The organism is Streptomyces flavofungini (assembly GCF_030388665.1).
In the GTDB taxonomy this organism is placed as follows: Bacteria; Actinomycetota; Actinomycetes; order Streptomycetales; family Streptomycetaceae; genus Streptomyces; species Streptomyces flavofungini_A.
In genome coordinates, this window is sequence record NZ_CP128846.1 from 5,470,791 (window position 1) to 5,492,792 (window position 22,002).

Below are 22,002 nucleotides of genomic sequence, written 5' to 3' on the forward strand. Positions count from 1 at the left end.
CACCTTTCCCCGGCTTGCTCCGTCACCTCCATGACGAACCGGACCACGGGGATGTGACAGGAGATGAGTCGACGTGAGCGACATGGGTGACGTCAGGGCGGGGCTGCTGCATCTGGACTCCAGTGCCGACCGGCGCGGGGGGTCCGTGACGCGGACGCTGACCGGGCTGTTCGCGCGGAGCTGGCGGGAGCGGTACGGGGACGCCGGATACCGCTACCGGGACCTGGCCGCCGAGCCGGTGCCCCTGGTGGGGCCCGGCTACGTCGCGCTCGGGACGCGCACGGAACGGCAGGGCGCCGTACCGCTCGCGAAGGTGGCCGCGCTGGCCGAGGGCGCCGACGAGGAGCGGGAGTGGGCGCTGACGCTGCCGCTGGTCGAGGAGGTGCGGGCGGCGGGGACCGTGCTGATCGGGGTCCCCATGTACAACTTCGGGGTGCCCGCGGCGCTGAAGGCGTGGATCGACCGGGTGTCGTTCCCGGGGGTGTACACCGACCCGGACAGCGGGCGGCCGCTGCTCGGCGGGACGCGGGTCGTCGTGGTCGCCGCGTGCGGCGGTGGCTACGGGCCGGGGACGCCGCGCGAGGACTGCGACTTCCAGGTGCCCTACTTGCGGTCGTTCTTCGGTGCCCTCGGGGTGGCCGACGAGGAGCTGCACGTCGTGCGGGCCGAGCTGACGCGGGCCGGGGACATTCCCGCGCTCGCCCCGTTCAAGGACCTCGCGGCGGACTCGCTGGCGGCGGCGCGGGCGGCGGTCGCCGAGCTCGCCGTACGCCCTTACGGCGGGCGTCCGGCCGCTCTCCACATGTGAGGAATGTCCTGATCGATACATTTGAGGCATGTGGAGCAGCCTCGGCGGCCCCGTCAGGGCCGTCGCCGCCGTCTGCGGCACGGCCCTGACGGCCGCGGTCGCCGGTGGCTGCGCCGAGCACGGCGGCCTGTACGTCGAGGGGCCCGCGCTGCGGCCCTCGCGGATCAGCGGGCCCGTCTACGTCGCCGACGCGCTCGGCTCGCCGCTGCAGAAACCGGCCGTCATCGGGCTCACCGACGACGTCGCGATGTCCTCGCTGCGCTGGAAGGACTGGGGCGGACCCACCGCGCGCGCCACCGGGAAGCTGAGCGGCACCTGGTGTCTGCCCGGGTGCTCGCGGGAGCCGTACGCCGCGACCCTGACGCTCAGCGGGGTGGAGCGGCAGGACGAGGCCGCGTACGCCTACCGGCGGGCGACCGTCGAACCGGCCCGGCCCGAGGTGCTGCCGCCCGCCGCGGTGAACGTGCAGTTCCAGGGGATCCGCCTGATGGTGCCCGAGTTCTGAGCCGCCATGGGGCTGCGGACGAAGATCGGGATCGCCATCGCGGGCACGGCCGCCGTGGTGTCGGTCGTGATCGGTCTCCTCGTGCACCACCGGACGGTCGAGGCGCAGTACGCGAGCGCCCGCAGCCAGGCCAGGGACCGGTTGCAGACCGCCGTGCAGGACCACGCCGCGGGGATCGACAGCGACCGCACCCTGATCGACCCGCCCGACCTGCCGAAGCCGCTCGCCGACGCCGTGCGGCAGGGGCACTGGGGCAGCTATCTCGACTGGGGCGGGAAGGTGCCGCAGATGTGGGCGGCCAGCGTGTACCGCGACGAGGTCGTCGCCCTGAAGCGGCCCTACGAGCGCGAGGCCGAGACCGTCCGCGGCCTCGACCGGGTGCTGTGGATCTCCGGCGCCATCGGGACGGCCCTCGCCTGCGTCGCCGGGCTCGTCGTCGCGACCCGGCTCGGGCGGCGCCTCACCGCGTCCGCGGACACCGCGCAGCGCATCGCCGACGGGGATCTGGCCGCGCGCCTGCCGCTGCGCGGCCAGGACGAGATCACCAAGCTGGCCGCCGCCGTGAACACCATGGCGGACGCGCTCGCCGGGCGGCTGCGGGCCGAGCGCGAGGTCACCGCCAACATCGCCCACGAGCTGCGCACTCCGGTCGCGGGGATGGTCACCGCCGCCGGGCTGCTTCCGCCCGGGCGCCCCACCGAGCTGGTGCGGGAGTCCGCCGCGCGGTTGCGGGAGCTGGTCGACGACGTGATCGAGGTGGCTCGGCTCGACGGCGCGGGGGAGGAGGTGCGGGCCGAGGTGCGCGGGGTGACGGAGGTGGTGCGGCGGGCCGTCGCGGGGGTCCGGGGGGCTGCCGGGGGTGGCGGCGCGGGCGGGGTGCGGGTGGAGGTGGTGCGGGACGTGTCCGTCGAGACCGATCCCCGGCGGGTGGAGCGGATTCTCGTCAACCTGGTCACCAACGCGCTGCGGCACGGGCGGGCGCCGGTGGTGGTGGAGGTCGACGGGGGTGTGGTGCGGGTGCGGGACGCCGGGGGCGGGTTCCCGCGGGGGTTGCTCGCGGGTGGGCCGCAGCGGTTCCGCACGGGGGCGGAGGGGACCGGTCTCGGGCTCGGGCTCACCATCGCGGTGGGGCAGGCGCGGGTGCTGGGGGCGTCGTTGCGGTTCGCCAATCCGGCGGGGGGCGGGGCCCTCGCCGAGCTGGATCTCACGGGGGCCGTGGTGCGGGACGGCGCCGGTTAGCTAGCGCAGCGGCTTGGCGAAGCAGCGGCTCAGGGGGCTGTCGCGGTAGTGGCCGAACTTGGGGCAGGGTTCGTAGGCGGTGGAGGTGTAGAGGGCGATGGCCTCGGGCTGCTTGGTGCCGGTTTCGAGGACCATGCGGATGCGGCCCGCCTCGCGGGCGTCGGTCTCCAGGGCGGCGAGGATGCGGCGGGCGAGGCCGAGGCCCCGGGCCTCCGGGGTGACGTACATGCGCTTGATCTCGGCGTCCCCGTCGGAGTACCCCTCGCCGTTCTGGTCCATCGCGCGCCAGCCGCCCGTGGCGAGCGGGGTGCCCGCGTCGTCGTACGCGATCAGGTACAGGCCGTACGGCGGCTTGAACATGGCCGCGTCCAGCGGCGTCGCGTCGCCCTCGTCGCCGTAGCGCTCGGCGTACTCGAGCTGGACGCGGTCGTTGAGCTTGACGGCGTCCGGGTGGTCGAAGGCGACGGGCTGTATGTTCATGCTCTCCATCGTACTTCTATGCAGGCCGCGGGGGCGGCGGCGGATTCCGGGCGCCTACCAGTGTGCCGGTATCGTGCCGGGATGCTCACAGTGACCAGCGTGAATGTGAACGGCCTGCGTGCCGCCGCCAAGAAGGGCTTCGTGGAGTGGCTCGCCGGGACCGGCGCGGACGTGCTGTGCCTGCAGGAGGTGCGGGCCGAGCCGCAGCAGCTCCCGGAGGAGGTCAGGGACCCGGAGGGCTGGTACGTCACGCACGCCCCGGCCGCCGCGAAGGGCCGCGCGGGGGTGTCGCTGTACACGCGCCGCGAGCCGGAGCGGGTGCGGGTGGGCTTCGGGTCCGAGGAGTTCGACGGCAGCGGGCGGTACGTGGAGGCCGACCTGCCGGGCGTCACGGTCGCGAGCCTGTACCTGCCCTCGGGCGAGGTCGGCACCGAGCGGCAGGACGAGAAGGTCCGGTTCATGGCCGAGTTCCTCCTGTATCTGAAGGACCTCAAGGAGCGGGCCGCCGCCGACGGGCGCGAGGTCCTGGTCTGCGGCGACTGGAACATCGCCCACCAGGAGGCCGACCTCAGGAACTGGAAGGGCAACAAGAAGAACTCCGGCTTCCTGCCCGAGGAGCGGGCCTGGATGGGCGAGGTCTTCGAGGACTTCGGCGTCGACGTGATGCGCGCGCTGCACCCGGACGTCGAGGGCCCCTACTCCTGGTGGTCCTACCGCGGCCGCGCCTTCGACAACGACACCGGCTGGCGCATCGACTACCACGTGGCGACGCCGGGCCTCGCCGGCCGCGCCGTCAAGGGGTACGTGGAGCGGGCCGCCACGCACGCCGAGCGCTGGTCGGACCACGCGCCGGTGACGGTCGTCTACGAGTAGGCCGGTCGAGCGGACCGGTCGAGCGGGCCGGCGTACGGCCGGCCGGGAGCGGGCCGGCCCGCTCCCGGCCGCGAGGGGGACGACCGGCGACCGGTGGGCGAAGTCGCGGCCAAAAGTCCGGCGGGGGGCTGTCCGGCCGCCGCGTGGCGTGACAGATTGCGGTCGCGCTCATCGTTCATGATGGGCGCGCCAACTGTCGCTCGTGCGGGGGTGCTTCATGTCCGCTGGTCCTTCCGGAGGTCTTTCCAGACGCGGGCTCCTGACCGGTGCCGCGGGCACGGTGGCGGGCGCGGGGCTCGCGGGGGTGCTGCCCGCGGCGTACGCGGCCTCCCCGTCAGCCGCGTCGCCCCCGTACGCCACCGGCCCCGGCGTGCCCCCGGGCACCCCGCCCGTCCTCGTCACCGAGCAGGCGAGCAAGAGGCTCCTCGTGCTCGACCCGCGCCGCCGCGTCTGGGACCCGGCGGCCGAACCGGCCGTCGTGCGCTGGCAGTTCTCGCCCCTCGGTGACCCCCGCTACCGGGACCTCCGGCCGGAGGCGAGCTGGGTGTACCCGTGCGAGGCGAAGGTGCGCGTGCACCGCAAGCGGACCCTCGTCCTGACCACGGCGTCGTTCGGGTTCGTGGCCGCCGTCGAGTACCCGAACGGGCGGCGCTACTGGGGCGCGGCGCTCGGCCCCGGCGACGACCTGTTCAACCCGCACAGCGCGGAGATCCTGCCGGACGGCAACGTGGCGGTGGCGTGCAGCTCCGGCGCGCTCGTGCGCCTCTACGCCGCCTCGCTCGGCCCCGACGCCACGCGGTACGCCGAGGACCGCCTGAAGGGCGCGCACGGGCTGCACTGGGACCGCGCCCGGCGGGTGCTGTGGGCGCTCGGCGACGACGACCTGGTGGCGTACGCGGTCGGCGGCACCTCCGCGCGGCCCACGCTGACGCGGACGTCCGTGACCCCGCTGCCGGTCGCCGTGCCCGGAAGGACCGCGGGCGGGCACGACCTGTTCCCCGTCGCGGGGCGGCCGGGGCGGCTGTGGGTGACGACCAACGCGGCCGTGTTCCAGTACGACCAGCGCCACGGCACCTTCGTCCGCGACTACCCGGGGCACGAGCTGATCGACCGGGCGTCGGTGAAGGCCGTCGGCAACGACCCGCGTACCGGGCAGGTCCTCAGCACCGTGCCGGAGAAGGGCCTCGAAGAGACCTGGTGGACCACGAAGGTCGGCGTGCACCGGCCCACGGGAACGTACACGCTGGTCAACGGGGGGATCTACAAGGCGCGTTGGTGGCTGCCGCGCTGAGCTCAGGGGTGCGCTGAGCCCAGGGGTGCGCTGGGCCCAGGAGTGCGCTGAGCCCAGGAGTGCGCTGAGCCGCGCCGAGCCCGAGGCCGCCCGAGTCCCGGCCCGCCGGGGCGGCCTAGCCCTGCTCCGGCTTCTCGTCCGCGAGGCGCCGGTCCAGCGCCAGCGAGAGCTCCGCCTCCACCACCGCCTTGGCGACCGGGCGCAGCATCTCGGCGCTGACGTCCGCGTCGTCGGGGGCGTGCGTGCGGACGACCGTCAGGAACAACTCGGCGAGCGCGTCGGTGTGTTCACGCACGCGCTGGCCCGCCTCCAGGACCGCGGCGAGCGGGATGCCCTTGCGCACCAGGGTGGTCGAGGCGTCCAGGAGGCGGCGGCTGATGTGGACGATCTCGTCGCCGTCGGTGCCGAGATAGCCGAGGTCGAGCGCCGCCGACAGGTTCTCCGGGGTGACCTCGCCCGCGAAGCGGTCGGCCAGCTCCTCGGGGGTGAGGCGGACCGGGGTCTCCTCCGACGGGCCGTCCATGCCGAGGAGTTCGGCGACGTCGCGGCCCTGCTCGAAGGCCTCGGCCAGCTCCGCGATGCCGTTCAGGGTGTGGCCGCGCTCCAGGAGGGCGGCGATGGTGCGCAGGCGGGCCAGGTGGTGCTCGTCGTACCAGGCGATGCGGCCCTCGCGGCGCGGTGGCGGGATCAGCCCGCGCTCGCGGTAGAAGCGGACGGTGCGCACGGTGATGCCGGCCTCCTTGGCCAGCTCCTCCATGCGGAACTCGCGTACGTCCGCCGCCTCTGCCGGGTCTCCCGTGTGATCTGCCACGTGAGCAGCCTATGCCGACTAGGTGCGCCCGCGCCGGGGTCGTACCGTCGGTAACTTTGTCCGGCCCGACCCCTACCCATGAGTACGAGGCTGCCCTACGCTCCCCATTGCGCCAGTGCTTACTGGCAGAGTCACACCTCGGGAGGCGTCGGCATGGCCGGGAGCGAACGTGTGGAACACGTACGGGTGGCGGTGATCGGGTCCGGGTTCGGCGGGATCGGTGCCGCCGTCCGGCTGCGCAGGGAGGGCGTCACCGACTTCGTCGTCCTGGAGCGGGCGAGCGCGGTCGGCGGCACCTGGCGGGACAACAGCTACCCGGGCTGCGCCTGCGACGTGCCGTCCCACCTGTACTCGTTCTCGTTCGCGCCGAACCCGGACTGGCCGCGCACCTTCTCCGGGCAGGAGCACATCTGGGACTACCTGGAGCGGGTCGCGGACACCTTCCGGCTGCGCCCGCACATCCGCCTCGACACCGAGGTCCTGAAGCTCGCCTGGGACGCCGACGAGCTGCGCTGGCTGATCGAGACCAGCACCGGAAAGCTCACCGCCGACGTCGTGGTCTCCGCCACCGGACCGCTCTCCGACCCCAAGACGCCCGACATCCCGGGCCTGGACACCTTCCCCGGCAAGGTCTTCCACTCCGCGCGCTGGGACCACGACTACGACCTGCGCGGCAAGCGCGTCGCCATGGTCGGCACCGGGGCCTCCGCGATCCAGATCGTGCCGGAGATCCAGCGCGACGTCCGGCGGCTCACGCTGTTCCAGCGCACCCCGCCCTGGGTCCTGCCCCGCGCCGACCGGGCCATCACCGGCGTCGAGCGCTGGCTGCACCGGCAGTTGCCGTTCACCACGCAGGCGCGCCGGGGCATCCTGTGGGGCATCCGCGAGCTCCAGGTGCAGGCCTTCACCAAGCGGCCCGACGAGCTCGGCCTGATCGAGCGGATCGCCAAGCGGAACATGGAGCGGTCCGTCAAGGACCCGGCGCTGCGGGCCAAGCTGACGCCGACGTACCGCATCGGCTGCAAGCGGATCCTGCTCTCCAACGCCTACTATCCGGCGCTCGCCGAGCCCAACGTGGACGTCGTCGCGAGCGGTCTCGCCGAGGTGCGCGGGTCCACCGTCGTGGCCGCCGACGGCACCGAGGCCGAGGTCGACGCGATCGTCTTCGGCACCGGCTTCCACGTCACGGACATGCCGATCGCCGAACGCGTCGTCGGCGCGGAAGGACAGACGCTGATGGAGTCCTGGAAGGACGGCATGAAGTCGCTGCGCGGCGCCACCGCCGCGGGCTTCCCGAACTTCTTCACCGTCATCGGCCCGAACACCGGCCTCGGCAACTCCTCGATGATCCTCATGATCGAGTCCCAGCTGAACTACCTCGCCGACTACATGCGGCAGTTGAACACCATCGGCGGCCGCACCGCGCTGTCCCCGCGCACCGCCGCCGTCGACGCCTGGAACCACCGCGTCCAGGAGCGCATGAAGCGCACCGTCTGGAACACCGGCGGCTGCACCAGCTGGTACCTGGACGCCAACGGCGTCAACACCACCGTCTGGCCCGGTACGACGACGGAGTTCCGCACCGCCACGCGCCGCGTCGACCTGTCCGAGTACGAGGTCGTGCGCGCCCCCGCGGCCGACAGCGGCCCCCGGCGCCGCAAGCCCGGCAGGACGGCCGCGAAGGCGAGGGTCGGCGCATGAGCCGTCTCACCCACGTCCGCGGCGGGCCCTACGCGCCGCCCGTCCCCGCGCACGAGCTGACCGCCGTCTCCGCCGACGGGGCGCGCGTCCACGTCGAGGTGCACGGGCCCGAGCACGCGCCCGCGATCGTCCTCGCGCACGGCTGGACCTGCTCCACCGCGTTCTGGGCGGCGCAGATCCGGGCCCTGTCGGGCACGTACCGCGTGATCGCCTACGACCAGCGCGGGCACGGGCGCAGCGAGCCGCCCCTGGAGGCCGCCGGGTACGGCACCCGGGCCCTCGCCGACGACCTGGAGGCCGTGCTCACCGCGACCCTCGCCCCCGGCGAACCCGCCGTCCTCGTCGGCCACTCGATGGGCGGCATGACGCTGATGGCGGCGGCCGGACGGCCCGGGGTGCGCGAGCACGCGGCCGCGGTACTGCTGTGCAGCACGGGCAGTTCGCAGCTCGTCGCCGAGTCGACGGTCCTGCCGCTGCGCGCCGGGGCGCTGCGGACCCGGCTCACCCGCCGCGTGCTCGGCGCGCGGGCACCCCTCGGGCCCGTCACGCCGATCGCCCGCCGGGTCCTCAAGTACGCCACCATGGGCCCCGGTTCGGCGCCCGAGCGGGTCGAGGCGTGCGCGCGGATCGTGCACGGATGCCCGCGCGTCGTGCGCTACCGGTGGGCGCACGTCCTGGACGAGCTGCACCTGGACGCCGGGGTGGCCGCGCTCACGGCGCCCACGGCGGTGATCGCCGGGACGGCCGACCGGCTCACCCCCGTCGTGCAGGCCCGGCGGATCGCGGCCGCGCTGCCGCACTGCCTGGGCCTGACCGAGCTGACCGGAGTCGGGCACATGACGCCGGTGGAGGCGCCCGAAGCGGTCACCCGCAGGATCACGGAACTGGCCGAGGCATACGCCGTACGACAGCCGCAGCGGGAGTCCGCGCGGCAGCACGAGAAGGAGGGCGCGTGAGCAAGGTGAGCCTGGAAGGACAGGTCGCGGTCGTCACGGGGGCCGCGCGCGGAGTCGGCGAACTCCTCGCCCGCAAGCTGTCGGCGCGCGGCGCGCACGTGGCGCTGGTCGGCCTCGAACCCGACGAGCTGAAGCAGGTCGCGTCCCGCCTGCACGGGGAGGCCGCGTACTGGCACGCCGACGTCACCGACCACGAGGCGATGGCGCGCGTCGCCCAGGAGGTCAAGGAGCGGTTCGGGAAGGTCGACATCGTCGTCGCCAACGCCGGGGTGGCGTGCGCGGGGCCGTTCCTCGGCTCCGACCCCGTCGCCTGGCGGCGGGTCATCGAGGTCAACCTGATCGGCAGCGCGGTGACGGCGCGGGCGTTCCTGCCCGTGCTCATGGAGAGCCGCGGGTATCTCCTCCAGATCGCCTCGCTGGCCGCGCTGACGCCCGCGCCGATGATGACCGCGTACTGCGCGTCCAAGTCGGGCGTGGAGGCGTACGCGCACGCGCTGCGGGCCGAGGTCGGCTACAAGGGCGTCAAGGTCGGCGTCGGCTATCTGTCCTGGACGGACACCGACATGGTGCGCGGCGCCGATCAGGACGATGTGATGCGGGAGCTGCGGTCGCGGCTGCCGTGGCCGTCCAACAAGACGTACCCGCTCGGGCCCGCCGTCGACCGGATCGTCGCCGGGATCGAGCGGCGCTCGGCGCACGTGTACGCGCAGTGGTGGCTGCGGGGCATGCAGGGGGTGCGGCCCTACCTGCCGGGGCTCATCGCCTCCGTCGGGCAGCGGGAGATGCGGCGGTTCGAGCCGCGGCTCGGGGAGGTCACGACGGGGCTCCTCGGGGAGGGCGGCTCCGCGGACACGGCGGCGCACGCGGGGCGGTAGCGCGCCCGACGGGCCCGCCGGTACGGGAAACGGGGCCCACCCGGAAGTCCGGGCGGGCCCCGTCCGCGTTCCGCTCAGGCGCGGGAGGCCATGGCGGGGGGCCTAGGCGTCGTAGTCCTGGTCGAACTTGTCCTGAGCCTCCTGCGCGGCGCGCTGGGCCGAGTCCGGTGCCTGGTCCTGTGCCTGGGAGGCACGGTCACTCGCCTCGTCCCGGGCCTGCGAGGCGCGGTCGCCCGCTTCTCCCTTGCGGCCGCGCATGGCGTCCTGCGCCTTGTCGGAGAGTTCCCGCGCCTTGTCCTCGAACTGGTCCTTGATGCCCATGCTGGTCACTCCCGTTGTGGGTGAGGGGATTGGGCCTCGACCAGACTCACACGGCCGCACGGGCAGCGCATTTCGATCACTCACCCTCAGTGATGCGCCCCGCTCAGCGCCCCGCTCAGCGCCGCGTCAGGCGTCCCGCGGCGGCAGCTTCGGGCGCCGCCGGTCCGGCACGTCCGCATAGCCCGGAGGTACCGCCGCCGGGCGCAGCGCGAGCAGGTCCAGGGCCACCCGCACCGCGTCGTCGAGCTGCGCGTGCCGCCCCTCCGCCCAGTCCAACGGCGTGCGCAGGACGGCGAGATCGGGTTCCACGCCGTGGTTCTCCACGGACCACCCGTACCCCTCGAACCACGCCGCGTTCATCGGCACCGTGATGACCGTGCCGTCGCCCAGCGTGTGCCGCCCGGTCATCCCGACCACCCCGCCCCAGGTCCGCTGCCCCACCACGGGCCCGAGCCCGAGGAGCTTGAACACGGCCGTGATCATGTCGCCGTCGGAGGAGGTCGCCTCGTCGGCGAGGGCGACGACCGGGCCGCGGGGCGCGTTGGAGGCGTACGACACCGGCTGGGCGTCCCGCGTGAGGTCCCAGCCGAGGATCTTGCGGGTCAGCTTCTCCACGACCAGCTCGCTGATGTGCCCGCCCGCGTTGCCGCGCACGTCCACCAGGAGCGCGGGCAGCGACATCTCCAGGCGCAGGTCCCGGTTGAACTGCGCCCAGCCCGAACCGCCCATGTCGGGGATGTGCAGATAGCCGCACTTGCCGTCACTCAACTCCCGTACCACCTCACGGCGTTTGGCGACCCAGTCCTGGTAGCGCAGGGGGCGTTCGTTGATGAGGGGCACGATCGCGACCCGGCGTGAGCGGCCTTCACCCTCCGCGGGCCGGAAGGTGAGTTCCACCGTGGTGCCGCCCGCCGCCGCGAGCAGCGGGTAGGGCCCGGTGACCGGGTCGACGGGCCGCCCGTCGACGTGGGTGAGGACGGCGCCCTCGCGGATCCCCGCGCCGGCCAGCGGCGAGCGCGCCTTGGAGTCGGAGGACTCGCCCGGCAGGATCCGCTTGACCACCCAGCCCTCGTCCCTGCGCACCAGGTTGGCGCCGAGGAGCCCCATCGCCCGCTGGTAGTGGGGCGGGCCCTCGTTGCGGCGGGCGGCGGTGACGTAGGCGTGCGAGGTGCCGAGTTCGCCGAGGACCTCACGGAGCAGGTCGGCGAACTCGTCGGGGGACGCGACGCGTTCCACCAGGGGGCGGTACTGGTCGAGGACGCCGTCCCAGTCGATGCCGCACATGCCCGGCTCCCAGAACAGGGCGCGGATGAGGCGGCCCGCCTCGTCGAAGGACTGCCGCCACTCGGCGGCCGGGTCGACTTCGTGCAGGATGCGGCGCAGGTCGAGCCAGACGGTGCTGTCGCTGTCGCCGGACTCGGTGGAGGGCACGGCCCGCAGGTCGCCCTCGTCCACCACGACGAGCCGGGAGCCGTCCCCGCTGGTCGCGAACCAGTCGAGGTGGTCGACGAGTTCGGACTTCTTGGCCTTGGTGATGTTGAAGTACTCCAGGGTCGGCCGACCGGAGGTGTCGGCGGGGTTGGCGAAGGTCTCGCCGAGCGCGCCGGAGATCGGCCAGCGCAGCCACACCAGGCCGCCGCCGCTCACCGGGCACAGCGCGGAGTACTTCGACGCCGCCACCGGGAACGGCGTCACCCGGCTCGCCAGGCCCTCCGCCTCCACGGTCACCGCCCCGTCGCCGAAGCCGTCGTCGCCCGCGCCGTCCGAGCCGTCCGCGTGCGGGTCGAGCCCGCCCGCCGCCGGCCGCCCGTCGGGCAGCAGCGCGAACGGCGAGGGGGTCGCGGACGACAGGGGCACGAGGTAGGGGCGGCAGCCGAGCGGGAAGGACAGGTCGCCGGTGTGCACGTCGTAGACGGGGTCGAAGCCGCGCCAGGACAGGAAGGCGAGATAGCGGCCGTCCCGGGTGAACACCGGGTTCTCGTCCTCGAAGCGGCCGTTGGTGACGTCGATGATCGTGCGGGCGCCGGGCCCGGCGATCCTGGCCAGCTTGATCTTCCGCAGGGAGCGGCCGATGCCGGGGTGGGACCAGGTGAGCCAGGCGCCGTCCGGTGAGAAGGCGAGGTCGCGGACGGGGCCGTTGAGGGACCGGATCAGCTCCGTCACCTCGCCGCCGGAGCCCGCGCCGTCCGGGGCCGCGCCGTCCGTGCCCTCGGCGGTCGCGTCGGGGGCCGTGTCGTCGGGCACGGTGACCAGGAGCAGCCGCCCGTCGTGGGAGGCGACGGCGAGCCGTTCCCCGTCCGGGTCGGACACCAGTTCCTGCACCCGCCCGAGCCGCCCGCCCGCCAGCCTGCGCGGCTCCCGGGCGCCGCTGGCCCGGGGCAGGTAGGCGATCTCGATCGCGTCCTCGCCCTCGGCGTCGGTGACGTACGCGACCTGTCCGCCCGTGCCCAGCATCTCCGGCAGCCGCACCCGGACGCCCGGGGTGTCGGCGATGGTGCGGGCGGGGCCGTCGCGGTGGGTGAGCCAGTACAGGCTGCCGCGTACGACGACGGCGCTCGCGCGGCCCGTGGTGTCCACCGAGAGCGCGTCGACGTGCTGCGCGGCGGGCACCTGGTACGTCCGCCGCCCCGCGCGCGGGCCGCCGATCTCGACCTCGACCCGGCGCGGCACGGAGTCGGCGGCGAGGTCCTCCACCAGCCAGATCTCGCCCGCGCACTGGTAGACGACGCGGGTGCCGTCGCTGGCGGCGTGCCGGGCGTAGAAGGAGTCGTGGTCGGTGTGGCGGCGCAGGTCGGTGCCGTCGGGGCGGCAGGAGTACAGGTTGCCGACGCCCTCGTGGTCGGAGAGGAACGCGATGCGCCCGGACACGAACATCGGCGCGTCCAGATGCCCCCCGAGGTCTTCGAGCAGCCGCTCGCCGTGCAGCCACAGGCGGCCCGTCGCGCCGCCCCGGTAGCGCTTCCAGGCGGCGGGCTCGTGCGGTGGCTTGCCGGTCAGGAGCAGGGTGCGGCGCTCGCCGTCGCCCTCGCCGTCGAGCACGGCGATGTCGTGCACCGGCCCCCAGGGCAGCTTGCCGCCGGGGGAGCCGTCGGTGGGCACGCTGTAGGCCCAGCAGAAGTGGGAGAAGGGCTGGCCGTGCGAGGAGACGGCCAGGATGTCGCCGTCGGGCGACCAGCCGCAGACGCGGGTGTCGGTGGAGCCCCAGTAGGTCAGGCGGCGCGCCGGGCCGCCCGCCACCGGCGCCAGATGGATCTCGGGGTCCAGGCTGCGCCAGCTCGTGTACGCGATGTGACTGCCGTCGGGGCTGAAGCGGGGGTGCCCCACCTTGGTGCGGTCCGCCGTGATTCGCCAGGCCCGGGCGGGTGGGGTGCCCTCGGGGGCGAGGGGGGTCACCCAGAGGTCGTCCTCGGTGACGAAGCAGAGTCGGTCGCCGCTGACGTGAGGGAATCTTAGGTACGCCTGAGTCACCTCCCCATGCTTTTCCTTGGCGTCGGGTGCGGCAACTTATGGGGCTGCGCCCCTTTCCCCCCTTGTTGGCGCTTCGCGCCTCGTCCTCAAGCGCCGGACGGGCTGGACGGGCCGACCTCGCCGTGTGGCCCACGACACGTACGAAACCGTTTCGTTTCGATAGGAGATCCCGTAGAGTACTCGGCGTAGCAATGGAATCGGGAAGGAGTCGGCCCATGACCGAAGTGACCGCGTCGCCGCGGCGGAGCCGGATCTCGCCCGAGCGGGAGGCGGAGCTGTACGAGGCCGTCCTCGATCTGTTGCGCGAGGTCGGGTACGACGGGCTGACGATGGACGCCATCGCCACCCGCACCCGCTCCAGCAAGGCCACGCTCTACCGCCAGTGGGGCGGCAAGGCGGAGCTGGTGGCGCGGGCGCTGAGGCACAACAAGCCCGCGTCCATGGCGGACATCGACACGGGGTCCCTGCGCGGGGACTTCATGAAGATGGTCACCCTCCAGGACGACTGCCAGATGGAGCAGGACCAGGCGCTGATGCGGGGCCTGTTCCACGCCATCCACGACAACCCCGAACTGCACAAGGCGCTCCGGCAGTTGCTGATCGAGCCGGAGATCACCGGGCTCAACGAGCTGCTGCGCCGCGCCGTCGCCCGGGGCGAACTCGCCGCCGACAACCCGGCGCTCGAGTACGTGATCCACATGCTGGTCGGCGGCTTCGTCGCCCGGGACCTGGTCGAGGAACGCCCCGCCGACCAGGAGTTCCTCCGCAGTTACATCAACGCCGTGATCCTCCCCGCCCTCGGCGTCTGACGCCCGCCAGGGCGGAGCTTCCCCACCGTCGCACCCCCGCGGCCACCCCCACCTGACGTCACCGCTCACGTCGTCGGGCCGATCACCCCTGCCCCTCGGGCCGATCACCCCTGCCCAGAAGCCATCAGCCACCACGACCTGACCGGGAGTACTCCCCGTGGCCACATTCCTCTACAAACTAGGCCGGCTCTCCTTCCGGCGGCGGCACTTCGTCGCCCTGATCTGGGTCGCGCTGCTGACCCTCGCCGGTGTCGGCGCGGCGTCCGCGCCCACCGCGGCCTCCAGCTCGTTCTCGATTCCCGGCACGGAGGCGCAGAAGGCCTTCGACCTGCTCGACGAGCGCGCGCCCGAGGCCAGCGCCGACGGCGCCAGTGCCCGCGTCGTGTTCAAGGCGCCGGACGGCGAGAAGGTCACCGACCCGGCGAACAAGGCCGAGATCCAGAAGACGGTCTCCTCGCTCAAGTCCGGCTCGGACCAGGTCGCTTCGGCCGCCGACCCGTTCGCCGCCAAGGCCGTCTCCAAGGACGGCACGACGGCGTACGCCTCCGTGACGTACAAGGTCACCTCCATGGAGCTGACCGACGACAGCCGGGACGCCCTGGAGAGGACCACCGACGAGGCGCGCGACGGCGGCATGACCGTCGAGGTCGGCGGTGACGCGCTGCAGGCCATGCCGCACACCGGCGCCACCGAGATCATCGGCATCGCGGTCGCGGCTGTGGTCCTCGTCATCACCTTCGGCTCGCTCGTCTCGGCGGGGCTTCCGCTGCTCACCGCGCTGATCGGCGTCGGCATCGGCGTCTCCTCGATCGCCGCGCTCGCGAACGCGCTCGACCTCGGCACGACCACGTCGACGCTCGCGATGATGATCGGCCTCGCCGTCGGCATCGACTACGCGCTGTTCATCGTCTCGCGCTACCGCGCCGAACTCGCCGAGGGCCGCGAGCGCGAGGACGCCGCGGGCCGCGCCGTCGGCACGGCCGGGTCGGCCGTCGTCTTCGCCGGTCTGACCGTCGTCATCGCGCTCGTCGGGCTCGCCGTGGTCAACATCCCGATGCTCACCAAGATGGGCTTCGCGGCGGCCGGAACCGTCGCCATCGCGGTCCTGATCGCCCTCACCATGATCCCGGCGCTGCTCGGGTACGCGGGCGGGAAGGTCAAGCCGGCGGGGGAGAAGGGCAGGCTGTTCGGCGGGCGCGAGAAGGCCGCCGCGGCCGGAGCTGTCGAGGGTGACGCCCCGGCCAAGGAGAACCTCGGCACCCGCTGGGCCCGCTTCGTCGTCCGGCGCCCCGTCGCCGTCCTGCTGCTCGGCGTGCTCGGCCTCGGTGCCGCCGCCCTGCCCGTATCGCAGCTCGAACTCGGTCTGCCCGACGACGGCGCGCAGCCCACGTCCACGACCCAGCGCAAGGCCTACGACCTCATCGCGGACGGTTTCGGTCCTGGTTACAACGGTCCGCTGATGGTGGTCACCGACCTCAAGGGCGTCGACGACGCCAAGGGCGAGGCCGCCGCCGTACAGAAGAAGATCTCGGGCCTCGACGACGTGCTCGCGGTCAGCCCGCCCCGGTTCGACAAGGCCGGCGACACCGCGATGATCAGCGTCGTGCCGTCGTCCAAGCCCAGCGGCACCCAGACCGAGAGCCTGGTGCACGCGATCCGCGGCGAGGCGAAGGACGTCAGGGCCGACAGCGGCGCCGAGGTCATGGTCACCGGCACCACGGCCATGAACATCGACGTCTCCGAGAAGCTCAACGACGCCCTGCTGCCCTACCTCGCGCTGGTCGTGGGTCTCGCGTTCCTGCTCCTGATCGTGGTCTTCCGCTCGGTCCTCGTCCCGCTCAAGGCGGCCCTCGGCTTCCTGCTCTCGGTGCTCGCCGCGCTCGGCGCCGTGGTCGCGGTCTTCCAGTGGGGCTGGCTCGGCTCGCTGTTCGGCGTCGAGCAGACCGGCCCGATCATGAGCATGATGCCGATCTTCATGGTGGGCGTGGTCTTCGGCCTCGCGATGGACTACGAGGTGTTCCTCGTGACCCGGATGCGGGAGGCGTACGTCCACGGCGAGAGCCCGGCCGAGGCGATCGTCACCGGCTTCAAGCACGGGGCGCGGGTGGTCTCGGCGGCGGCGGTCATCATGATCGCGGTGTTCGCCGGGTTCATCGGCTCCAGCGAGCAGATGGTCAAGATGATCGGCTTCGGCCTCGCCATCGCCGTCTTCTTCGACGCGTTCATCGTGCGCATGGCGCTGGTCCCGGCCGTCCTCGCGCTGCTCGGCCGCAAGGCCTGGTGGCTGCCGAGGTGGCTGGACCGCGCGCTGCCGAACGTGGACGTCGAGGGTGAGGGGCTGCGCACCCCCGCCGACCAGGGCGACCCCGACGAGAAGCGGGAGCTGGTGGGCGTCTGAGTCAGTGGGGCACGGGGGCGGCCGCGTACGTACGGCGCAGGAAGCGGATCAGCGCCGAGGCGTCGAACTGCACGACCGCCACCCCCTGCGCCGAGTGGAACTCCAGGATCGTCTGGACCCGCCCGCACGGCCAGATGCTCACGTCGCCGCTCGCCGTCGGCGCCCGCAGCCCCTGTTCGAGCAGCTCGCGGCTGAAGGTCCAGTCGCGCGAGCCAGGGAGGTCGACCCGCACCGAGCGCGGGTCGGCCTCCGGGTCGTAGCGCAGCGCGACGGGGACGACGACGTGCTCGTCGGGGGAGTCGGTGACCAGGTGGGCCCGGGTGTACTGCTCGACGGCGGACATGCTGACTCCTCGTAGTCGTTCCGGCCCACGGAAAGCGGCTCTCTCCCAATGTCCCATATGTACGTATATGTCACACAAGGTGAGGGGGAGTGAGGGCGGCCCGGAGCGACCCCGGCCCGCCCCCAATCGTTGCCGGACCGCTCTTGCAAGCGATTCGCAACAACGCCCATCATTGAAAGGTTCACGAGCGACCCGCTCGGAGCGATCCCGCTCTCGTCATGGGTGCCTCCCCACACTCATGACATGCGCCTTTCCAGGAGCACGCGCATGCATGTCCCCGATGGCTTCATCAATGCTCCCGTCTCCGCCGCCGCCGGAATCGCCGCCGCGGGCGCGGTGGCCGTCAGCCTCCGGGGCGCGCGCAGAGAGCTCGGGGGCGTCTCCGGCGCGGCCGAGAGCGGTGGCGAGCGCACGGCGCCGCTCGCCGGACTCGTCGCCGCCTTCATCTTCGCCGTGCAGATGCTGAACTTCCCGGTCGCGGCCGGGACCAGCGGCCATCTCCTCGGCGGCGCGCTCGCGGCGATACTCGTCGGGCCCTTCACCGGGGTCCTGTGCGTCTCCGTCGTCCTGCTCATGCAGGGCCTGCTCTTCGCCGACGGCGGCCTGACCGCGCTCGGTGTGAACATCTGCGTCATGGCCGTCGTGACGACCGTCGTGGCGTACGCGATCTTCCGCGGTCTGGTGAAGATCCTGCCGCGCGGTCGCCGCTCGGTGACCGCCGCCGCGTTCACGGCCGCGCTCGTCTCCGTACCGGCGGCGGCCGCCGCCTTCACCCTCATCTACGCCGTCGGCGGCACCACGGACGTGCCCCTCGGCAAGGTCGCCACGGCCATGATCGGCGTCCACGTCCTGATCGGCATCGGCGAGGCCGCCATCACGGCGCTCACCGTCGGCGCGGTCATCGCGGTCCGGCCGGACCTCGTGCACGGGGCGCGCGGCCTGACGGCGCCGCTGAAGCTGCGCGTGGGCGGCGAGCTGATCGACGCGAACACGACACCCCCGGCCGCCCCGGCCCCCGCTGCCGCCACCGCCCGCTCGCACCGCAAGCTGTGGGCCGTGGGCCTCGCCGCCTCCGTCGTCCTCGCGGGTTTCGTGTCCTTCTACGCCTCCACCAACCCCGACGGCCTGGAGAAGGTCGCCCACGACAAGGGCTTCGACAAGGGCGAGAAGGAGCACGCGGCCGCCGACTCGCCCCTCGCGGACTACGGCGTCAAGGACATCACCAACACCCGCCTGTCCGGCGGCCTCGCGGGCGTCATCGGAGTCGGCGTGACGGTGGTCGCGGGCAGCGCGGTGTTCTGGGCGGTACGACGGCGGCGCGCCGGGGACGGCGGCCCGGCGTCGACGGCCACGGACGGCGTCGCGGCATCGGCCACCCCTGCGGGCGAGCCCGCGGCCACCCCCGCGGCCACCGAGCCCGCGGAGAACGCCTGACATGGGTGCGGGCCACGCCCACCGCCTCTACCGGCACGGGCACTCGCCGGTGCACGCCCTGCCCCCGCACACGAAGCTCACGGCCGTCTTCTGCTTCGTGGTCGTGGTGGTCTCCACGCCGCGCGAGGCCATGTGGGCTTATCCCGCGTACGCGCTGCTGCTCGCGTCGGTGGCGTACGCGGCCCGCGTCCCCCTCCTCTTCTGGCTGAAGCGGCTGCTCATCGAGATCCCCTTCGTGGCGTTCGCCCTGCTGCTGCCCTTCGTGGCGCAGGGCGAGCGCACCGAGGTCCTCGGCATGTCCCTGAGCGTCCACGGCCTCTGGGGCGCCTGGAACGTCCTCGCCAAGGGCACCCTCGGCGTCGCCGCGTCCGTCCTGCTCGCCGCCACGACCGAGCTGCGCGAACTGCTCCTCGGCCTGCAGCGCCTGAAGCTCCCGCCGCTCCTCGTCCAGATCGCCTCCTTCATGATCCGCTACGGCGACGTCGTCACCGACGAGATGCGGCGCATGCGGATCGCACGCGCGTCCCGAGGCTTCGAGGCGCGCGGCGTGCGCCACTGGGGCGTCCTCGCCAAGTCCGCGGGCGCGCTGTTCATCCGCTCCTACGAACGGGGCGAACGCGTGCACCTCGCCATGGTCAGCCGGGGCTACGCGGGGTCGATGCCGGTCATCGACGAGGTGTCGGCGACCCGCGTCCAGTGGACGTACGCCCTGACCCTGCCCCTGACCGCCCTCGCCGTCTGCCTGTTGGGATGGACCCTGCCGTGACCACCGCCCCGCCCGCCTCCCTGGAGGTCAGCGGCCTCGCCTACGCCTACCCCGACGGCCATCAGGCCCTGTTCGGCGTCGACCTGCGCATCGCGCGCGGCGAACGCGTCGCGCTGCTCGGACCCAACGGCGCGGGCAAGACGACCCTGGTCCTGCACCTGAACGGCATCCTCACCGCGGGCGCCGGGACCGTCACCGTGGCCGGACTGCCCGTCGGCAAACGGCACCTGGCGGAGATCCGCCGCAAGGTCGGCATCGTCTTCCAGGACCCCGACGACCAGCTGTTCATGCCGACGGTCCGCGAGGACGTGGCCTTCGGGCCCGCGGCGGCCGGGATGCGCGGGCCCGAGCTCGAAGCGCGCGTCCACAAGGCCCTCGGGCAGGTCGGCATGGCGGCCTACGTCGACCGGCCGCCGCACCACCTCTCCTTCGGCCAGCGCCGCCGCGTCGCCGTCGCCACCGTCCTCGCCATGGAACCCGAGATCCTCGTCCTGGACGAGCCGTCCTCCAACCTCGACCCGGCGTCCCGCCGCGAACTCGCCGACATCCTCCGCTCCCTGGACGTCACCGTCCTCATGGTCACCCACGACCTGCCCTACGCCCTCGAACTCTGCCCCCGCGCCCTGATCCTCAGCGAGGGCGTCATCGCGGCCGACGGCCCCACCGGCGAACTCCTCTCCGACGCCGACCTCATGAGCAGCCACCGCCTGGAACTCCCCTTCGGCTTCGATCCGAAGTCCGTACGGGAGAAGAGCTAGTGGAATCTTCGGCGGCGGGTGGCTGTTGTGCGTGACATGAGTGCTGCTGAGGTCGAGGCCGGGAACGCCGGGGTGCACGGCACGGTGTCCGAGGGCTTCGAGCCCGTACGGGACGCCTTCGTACGCAACTTCGCCACGCTCGGGGAGCGTGGGGCCGCAGTCGTGGTGTACCGGGACGGGCGGCCGGTGGTGGACCTGTGGGGCGGCATCAGGGACTTCGACGGGGCGGAGGCTCTCGACGGGGCGGAGGCCGAGGTCGACGGTGCCGCGCCCTGGGAGCGGGACACCGCGCAGGTCGTCCGCTCCGCCACCAAGGGGATCGCCGCGGCCGTCCTGCTCCTCCTCCACCAGCGCGGCGAGCTGGACCTGGACGCCCCCGTCGGCGCGTACTGGCCCGAGTTCAAGGCCCACGGCAAGGATCGGGTCCTCGTACGCCACGTCCTCGCCCACCGCGCCGGGGTGCCCGCCCTCGACCGCCCCCTGACCCCCGAGCAGGCCCTCGCCCCCGACGTGGCCGCCGCCGCGGTCGCCGCGCAGCGCCCCTTCTGGGACCCGGGGACGGACCACGGCTACCACGCGCACACGTACAGCTGGCTGACCGGGGAGCTGGTGCGGAGGGTCACCGGACGCTCCATACGGGACGTCGTCGCCGAGGAGATCGCCGGGCCGCTGGGCCTCGACCTGTGGGTCGGCCTTCCGGCCGCCGAGGCGGGGCGGGTGGGAAGGCTGGGGCGACTGGACGCACCCGCCGCCGCCCCGGGGCTCCGCACCCGGCCCAAGCCGCAGGTGTCCGAGGCCTACCGGAACCCGGACTCCCTCACCCGGCGTGCCTTCGACGCGGTCTCCCCCTTCCCCGACGAGAACTCCGCCGCGTACCACTCGGCCGTCCTGCCCGCGTCCAACGGCATCGCCACCGCCGGTGCGCTGGCCCGCTTGTACGCCTCCCTCATCGGCGAAGTCGAAGACGGCGCCCGCCTGTTCACCCCCGGCACCCTCGCCCTGGCCCGCGCGGAGGCGTCCGCCGGTGCCGACCGTGTCCTCGTAGTCCACACCCGCCTCGGCCTCGGCTACATGCTCCACGGCGCCGCGTCGCCCCTCCTCGCCCCGACGTCCTTCGGCCACCCCGGCCGGGGCGGCGCCCTCGCCTTCGCCGACCCGGAGTCCGGGCTCGCCTTCGGCTACGTCACGAACGGGATGGGCAAGGGGGTCACGGCGGACGCGAGGGCCCAGGGGCTGGTCCGCGCCGTCCGCACCGCCGCCGCGTAGGTCGCCCCCGATCGGCGCTCCGCGCCTCGTCCTCAATCGCCGGACGGGCTCTCTCCCACCCACCCGCCCCCGCCATTGCTTCGGCCGGAGCGGCCCGCACTGCCTGCCCGGTGTGCCTTGGAGGCGGAGCCCTCATCCTGCGAAGGACTGTGTGACAGCTTCCGCCCGTCCGTGTGACGTCACCGTGGTCGCCCTCGGTCAGGGCCACGCCCCCCGCGCGACGGTGAGTTCGAACCAGACCGTCTTACCGATGCCCCCAGGGCGAAGTTCCGTGCCCCAGCGGTCCGACAGCGTGGCGACCAGGGTCAGGCCCCGGCCCGACTCGTCCTCCGTGCATGCCTGCCTGGGTGCGGGCGGTGTCGTGTTCGCGTCCGACACCGCGATGTGGAGGAGGCCCGCCGTCAGCACGCAGCGGGTCCAGATCTCTCTGCCCGGGGAGACCTTCGCGTGCCGGTACGCGTTCGTCATCAGCTCGCTCAGGAGGAGCGTCGCCGTTTCCGTGGTCTCACGCGGCAGTTCCCACGAACTCGCTTGCTCCCACAGGAGGGTTCGGGCCCGCCCCACGCTCCTGGCGTGGCGCGGCAGGCGCCATTCGATCTCCTGGGGGAGGGGTTCGTCGTCGCTCCTGCTCTCCTCCGGCGTGCGGCTGGCGATCTCGAATTCCCGTCGCTCCCCGGGGAGGGCCTGGCGGCAGTTCTGTCGCCTCGTCTCCCAGGAGAGGCCCGCTGGCCGAGTCACCGTCAGCACCTCACCGTCCGCAGCCGTCACTTGGACGACGCGCCCTCGGCGCGTGTCCACGACGACGTCCCCCACGGCCGCTGCCGCAGACGGCTCCATGCGCTGGTGCGTCCCGTTGTCGTTGTTCATCGGTGGTACCTCGTAGGGGAGTTGGTCCGTCCG

20 protein-coding genes are annotated in these 22,002 nt (G+C 73.2%); 14 read left to right on the top strand and 6 right to left on the bottom strand.

Annotated features, from left to right (window positions below; all coding sequences use genetic code 11):
• Positions 1 to 82 precede the first annotated feature (82 nt).
• Genes QUY26_RS23210 through QUY26_RS23220 form a run of 3 tightly spaced genes read left to right on the top strand, consistent with a single transcriptional unit; the run spans position 83 to position 2,552 of the window.
• The gene (locus tag QUY26_RS23210; RefSeq protein WP_289955947.1) at positions 83 to 808 is read left to right on the top strand and encodes an FMN-dependent NADH-azoreductase; all 726 of its coding nucleotides are present in this window, start codon (positions 83 to 85) and stop codon (positions 806 to 808) included.
• Between the two features lie 28 nt (positions 809 to 836).
• A complete protein-coding gene (locus tag QUY26_RS23215; protein ID WP_289949749.1) occupies positions 837 to 1,313 on the top strand; it encodes a hypothetical protein in 477 nt (158 codons plus the stop codon).
• Between the two features lie 6 nt (positions 1,314 to 1,319).
• Entirely contained in the window at positions 1,320 to 2,552 is a 1,233-nt protein-coding gene (locus QUY26_RS23220; protein WP_289949750.1) for a sensor histidine kinase, read from the top strand.
• Here the strand turns inward: QUY26_RS23220 and QUY26_RS23225 are convergent, their stop codons facing one another.
• Positions 2,553 to 3,032, bottom strand: a complete 480-nt coding sequence (locus QUY26_RS23225; RefSeq protein WP_289949752.1) for a GNAT family N-acetyltransferase — start codon at positions 3,030 to 3,032, stop codon at positions 2,553 to 2,555.
• Positions 3,033 to 3,113: 81 nt separating this feature from the next.
• On the opposite strand from QUY26_RS23225, the gene QUY26_RS23230 reads away from it, so the two are divergent.
• Complete coding sequence (locus QUY26_RS23230; RefSeq protein ID WP_289949754.1) at positions 3,114 to 3,905, top strand: exodeoxyribonuclease III; 792 nt, start codon at positions 3,114 to 3,116, stop codon at positions 3,903 to 3,905.
• Positions 3,906 to 4,122: 217 nt separating this feature from the next.
• Positions 4,123 to 5,196, top strand: a complete 1,074-nt coding sequence (locus tag QUY26_RS23235) for a DUF6528 family protein (RefSeq protein WP_289949757.1) — start codon at positions 4,123 to 4,125, stop codon at positions 5,194 to 5,196.
• Between the two features lie 115 nt (positions 5,197 to 5,311).
• Here QUY26_RS23235 and QUY26_RS23240 read toward each other — a convergent pair whose 3' ends face one another.
• A complete protein-coding gene (locus tag QUY26_RS23240) occupies positions 5,312 to 5,953 on the bottom strand; it encodes a MerR family transcriptional regulator (RefSeq protein ID WP_289955950.1) in 642 nt (213 codons plus the stop codon).
• 207 nt (positions 5,954 to 6,160) lie between these two features.
• Here QUY26_RS23240 and QUY26_RS23245 point away from each other — a divergent pair, with 207 nt between their 5' ends.
• The 3 genes from QUY26_RS23245 to QUY26_RS23255 are packed head-to-tail and all read left to right on the top strand — an operon-like array spanning position 6,161 to position 9,539.
• Complete coding sequence (locus tag QUY26_RS23245) at positions 6,161 to 7,708, top strand: flavin-containing monooxygenase (RefSeq protein ID WP_289949758.1); 1,548 nt, start codon at positions 6,161 to 6,163, stop codon at positions 7,706 to 7,708.
• On the top strand, positions 7,705 to 8,664 hold the full coding sequence (locus QUY26_RS23250; RefSeq protein WP_289949761.1) for an alpha/beta fold hydrolase: 960 nt from the start codon (positions 7,705 to 7,707) through the stop codon (positions 8,662 to 8,664). The genes QUY26_RS23245 and QUY26_RS23250 overlap by 4 nt, the downstream gene beginning before the upstream one ends.
• Positions 8,661 to 9,539 (top strand): SDR family oxidoreductase, encoded by an 879-nt coding sequence (locus QUY26_RS23255; protein WP_289949763.1) that lies wholly within the window; start codon positions 8,661 to 8,663, stop codon positions 9,537 to 9,539. The genes QUY26_RS23250 and QUY26_RS23255 overlap by 4 nt, the downstream gene beginning before the upstream one ends.
• A 102-nt stretch (positions 9,540 to 9,641) precedes the next feature.
• Here the strand turns inward: QUY26_RS23255 and QUY26_RS23260 are convergent, their stop codons facing one another.
• Both QUY26_RS23260 and QUY26_RS23265 read right to left on the bottom strand, forming a co-directional pair.
• Complete coding sequence (locus QUY26_RS23260; RefSeq protein ID WP_289949765.1) at positions 9,642 to 9,860, bottom strand: hypothetical protein; 219 nt, start codon at positions 9,858 to 9,860, stop codon at positions 9,642 to 9,644.
• A gap of 126 nt (positions 9,861 to 9,986) precedes the next feature.
• A complete protein-coding gene (locus tag QUY26_RS23265) occupies positions 9,987 to 13,328 on the bottom strand; it encodes a S41 family peptidase (RefSeq protein WP_289949768.1) in 3,342 nt (1,113 codons plus the stop codon).
• 215 nt (positions 13,329 to 13,543) lie between these two features.
• Here QUY26_RS23265 and QUY26_RS23270 point away from each other — a divergent pair, with 215 nt between their 5' ends.
• Positions 13,544 to 14,137 carry a TetR/AcrR family transcriptional regulator gene (locus QUY26_RS23270; protein ID WP_289949774.1) on the top strand — a complete coding sequence of 198 codons (594 nt, stop codon included), beginning with the start codon at positions 13,544 to 13,546 and terminating at the stop codon, positions 14,135 to 14,137.
• A 157-nt stretch (positions 14,138 to 14,294) separates the two neighbouring features.
• On the top strand, positions 14,295 to 16,535 hold the full coding sequence (locus QUY26_RS23275; protein ID WP_289949778.1) for an MMPL family transporter: 2,241 nt from the start codon (positions 14,295 to 14,297) through the stop codon (positions 16,533 to 16,535).
• 1 nt (position 16,536) lies between these two features.
• Here QUY26_RS23275 and QUY26_RS23280 read toward each other — a convergent pair whose 3' ends face one another.
• Positions 16,537 to 16,878: an SsgA family sporulation/cell division regulator gene (locus QUY26_RS23280; RefSeq protein WP_289949779.1), complete on the bottom strand. Its 342-nt coding sequence runs from the start codon at positions 16,876 to 16,878 to the stop codon at positions 16,537 to 16,539.
• Between the two features lie 267 nt (positions 16,879 to 17,145).
• Between QUY26_RS23280 and QUY26_RS23285 the strand changes: the two genes are divergently transcribed.
• From QUY26_RS23285 to QUY26_RS23300, 4 genes are read left to right on the top strand one after another with little or no spacing between them, the layout of a single operon-like run.
• Entirely contained in the window at positions 17,146 to 18,312 is a 1,167-nt protein-coding gene (locus QUY26_RS23285) for an energy-coupling factor ABC transporter permease (protein WP_289949780.1), read from the top strand.
• A 1-nt stretch (position 18,313) separates the two neighbouring features.
• Entirely contained in the window at positions 18,314 to 19,078 is a 765-nt protein-coding gene (gene cbiQ, locus QUY26_RS23290) for a cobalt ECF transporter T component CbiQ (RefSeq protein WP_289949782.1), read from the top strand.
• Positions 19,063 to 19,836, top strand: coding sequence for an energy-coupling factor ABC transporter ATP-binding protein (locus QUY26_RS23295; protein ID WP_289949783.1), 774 nt, complete (start codon positions 19,063 to 19,065; stop codon positions 19,834 to 19,836). The genes cbiQ and QUY26_RS23295 overlap by 16 nt, the downstream gene beginning before the upstream one ends.
• A gap of 36 nt (positions 19,837 to 19,872) precedes the next feature.
• Positions 19,873 to 21,102 carry a serine hydrolase domain-containing protein gene (locus QUY26_RS23300; RefSeq protein WP_289949784.1) on the top strand — a complete coding sequence of 410 codons (1,230 nt, stop codon included), beginning with the start codon at positions 19,873 to 19,875 and terminating at the stop codon, positions 21,100 to 21,102.
• 198 nt (positions 21,103 to 21,300) lie between these two features.
• Here the strand turns inward: QUY26_RS23300 and QUY26_RS23305 are convergent, their stop codons facing one another.
• Positions 21,301 to 21,969, bottom strand: a complete 669-nt coding sequence (locus tag QUY26_RS23305) for an ATP-binding protein (RefSeq protein ID WP_289949785.1) — start codon at positions 21,967 to 21,969, stop codon at positions 21,301 to 21,303.
• Positions 21,970 to 22,002: the final 33 nt, after the last annotated feature.

What these genes read in the sequence shown, in the direction of transcription:
- QUY26_RS23235 (WP_289949757.1), top strand. Translation starts at nt 4,123, where the DNA reads ATGTCCGCTGGTCCTTCCGGAGGTCTTTCCAGACGCGGGCTCCTGACC.
- QUY26_RS23270 (WP_289949774.1), top strand. Translation starts at nt 13,544, where the DNA reads ATGACCGAAGTGACCGCGTCGCCGCGGCGGAGCCGGATCTCGCCCGAG.
- QUY26_RS23220 (WP_289949750.1), top strand. Translation starts at nt 1,320, where the DNA reads ATGGGGCTGCGGACGAAGATCGGGATCGCCATCGCGGGCACGGCCGCC.
- QUY26_RS23260 (WP_289949765.1), bottom strand. Translation starts at nt 9,860, where the DNA reads ATGGGCATCAAGGACCAGTTCGAGGACAAGGCGCGGGAACTCTCCGAC.
- QUY26_RS23300 (WP_289949784.1), top strand. Translation starts at nt 19,873, where the DNA reads ATGAGTGCTGCTGAGGTCGAGGCCGGGAACGCCGGGGTGCACGGCACG.
- QUY26_RS23230 (WP_289949754.1), top strand. Translation starts at nt 3,114, where the DNA reads ATGCTCACAGTGACCAGCGTGAATGTGAACGGCCTGCGTGCCGCCGCC.
- QUY26_RS23225 (WP_289949752.1), bottom strand. Translation starts at nt 3,032, where the DNA reads ATGAACATACAGCCCGTCGCCTTCGACCACCCGGACGCCGTCAAGCTC.
- QUY26_RS23210 (WP_289955947.1), top strand. Translation starts at nt 83, where the DNA reads ATGGGTGACGTCAGGGCGGGGCTGCTGCATCTGGACTCCAGTGCCGAC.
- QUY26_RS23295 (WP_289949783.1), top strand. Translation starts at nt 19,063, where the DNA reads ATGGACCCTGCCGTGACCACCGCCCCGCCCGCCTCCCTGGAGGTCAGC.
- cbiQ (WP_289949782.1), top strand. Translation starts at nt 18,314, where the DNA reads ATGGGTGCGGGCCACGCCCACCGCCTCTACCGGCACGGGCACTCGCCG.
- QUY26_RS23305 (WP_289949785.1), bottom strand. Translation starts at nt 21,969, where the DNA reads ATGAACAACGACAACGGGACGCACCAGCGCATGGAGCCGTCTGCGGCA.
- QUY26_RS23250 (WP_289949761.1), top strand. Translation starts at nt 7,705, where the DNA reads ATGAGCCGTCTCACCCACGTCCGCGGCGGGCCCTACGCGCCGCCCGTC.
- QUY26_RS23245 (WP_289949758.1), top strand. Translation starts at nt 6,161, where the DNA reads ATGGCCGGGAGCGAACGTGTGGAACACGTACGGGTGGCGGTGATCGGG.
- QUY26_RS23285 (WP_289949780.1), top strand. Translation starts at nt 17,146, where the DNA reads ATGCATGTCCCCGATGGCTTCATCAATGCTCCCGTCTCCGCCGCCGCC.
- QUY26_RS23215 (WP_289949749.1), top strand. Translation starts at nt 837, where the DNA reads ATGTGGAGCAGCCTCGGCGGCCCCGTCAGGGCCGTCGCCGCCGTCTGC.
- QUY26_RS23280 (WP_289949779.1), bottom strand. Translation starts at nt 16,878, where the DNA reads ATGTCCGCCGTCGAGCAGTACACCCGGGCCCACCTGGTCACCGACTCC.
- QUY26_RS23240 (WP_289955950.1), bottom strand. Translation starts at nt 5,953, where the DNA reads ATGGAGGAGCTGGCCAAGGAGGCCGGCATCACCGTGCGCACCGTCCGC.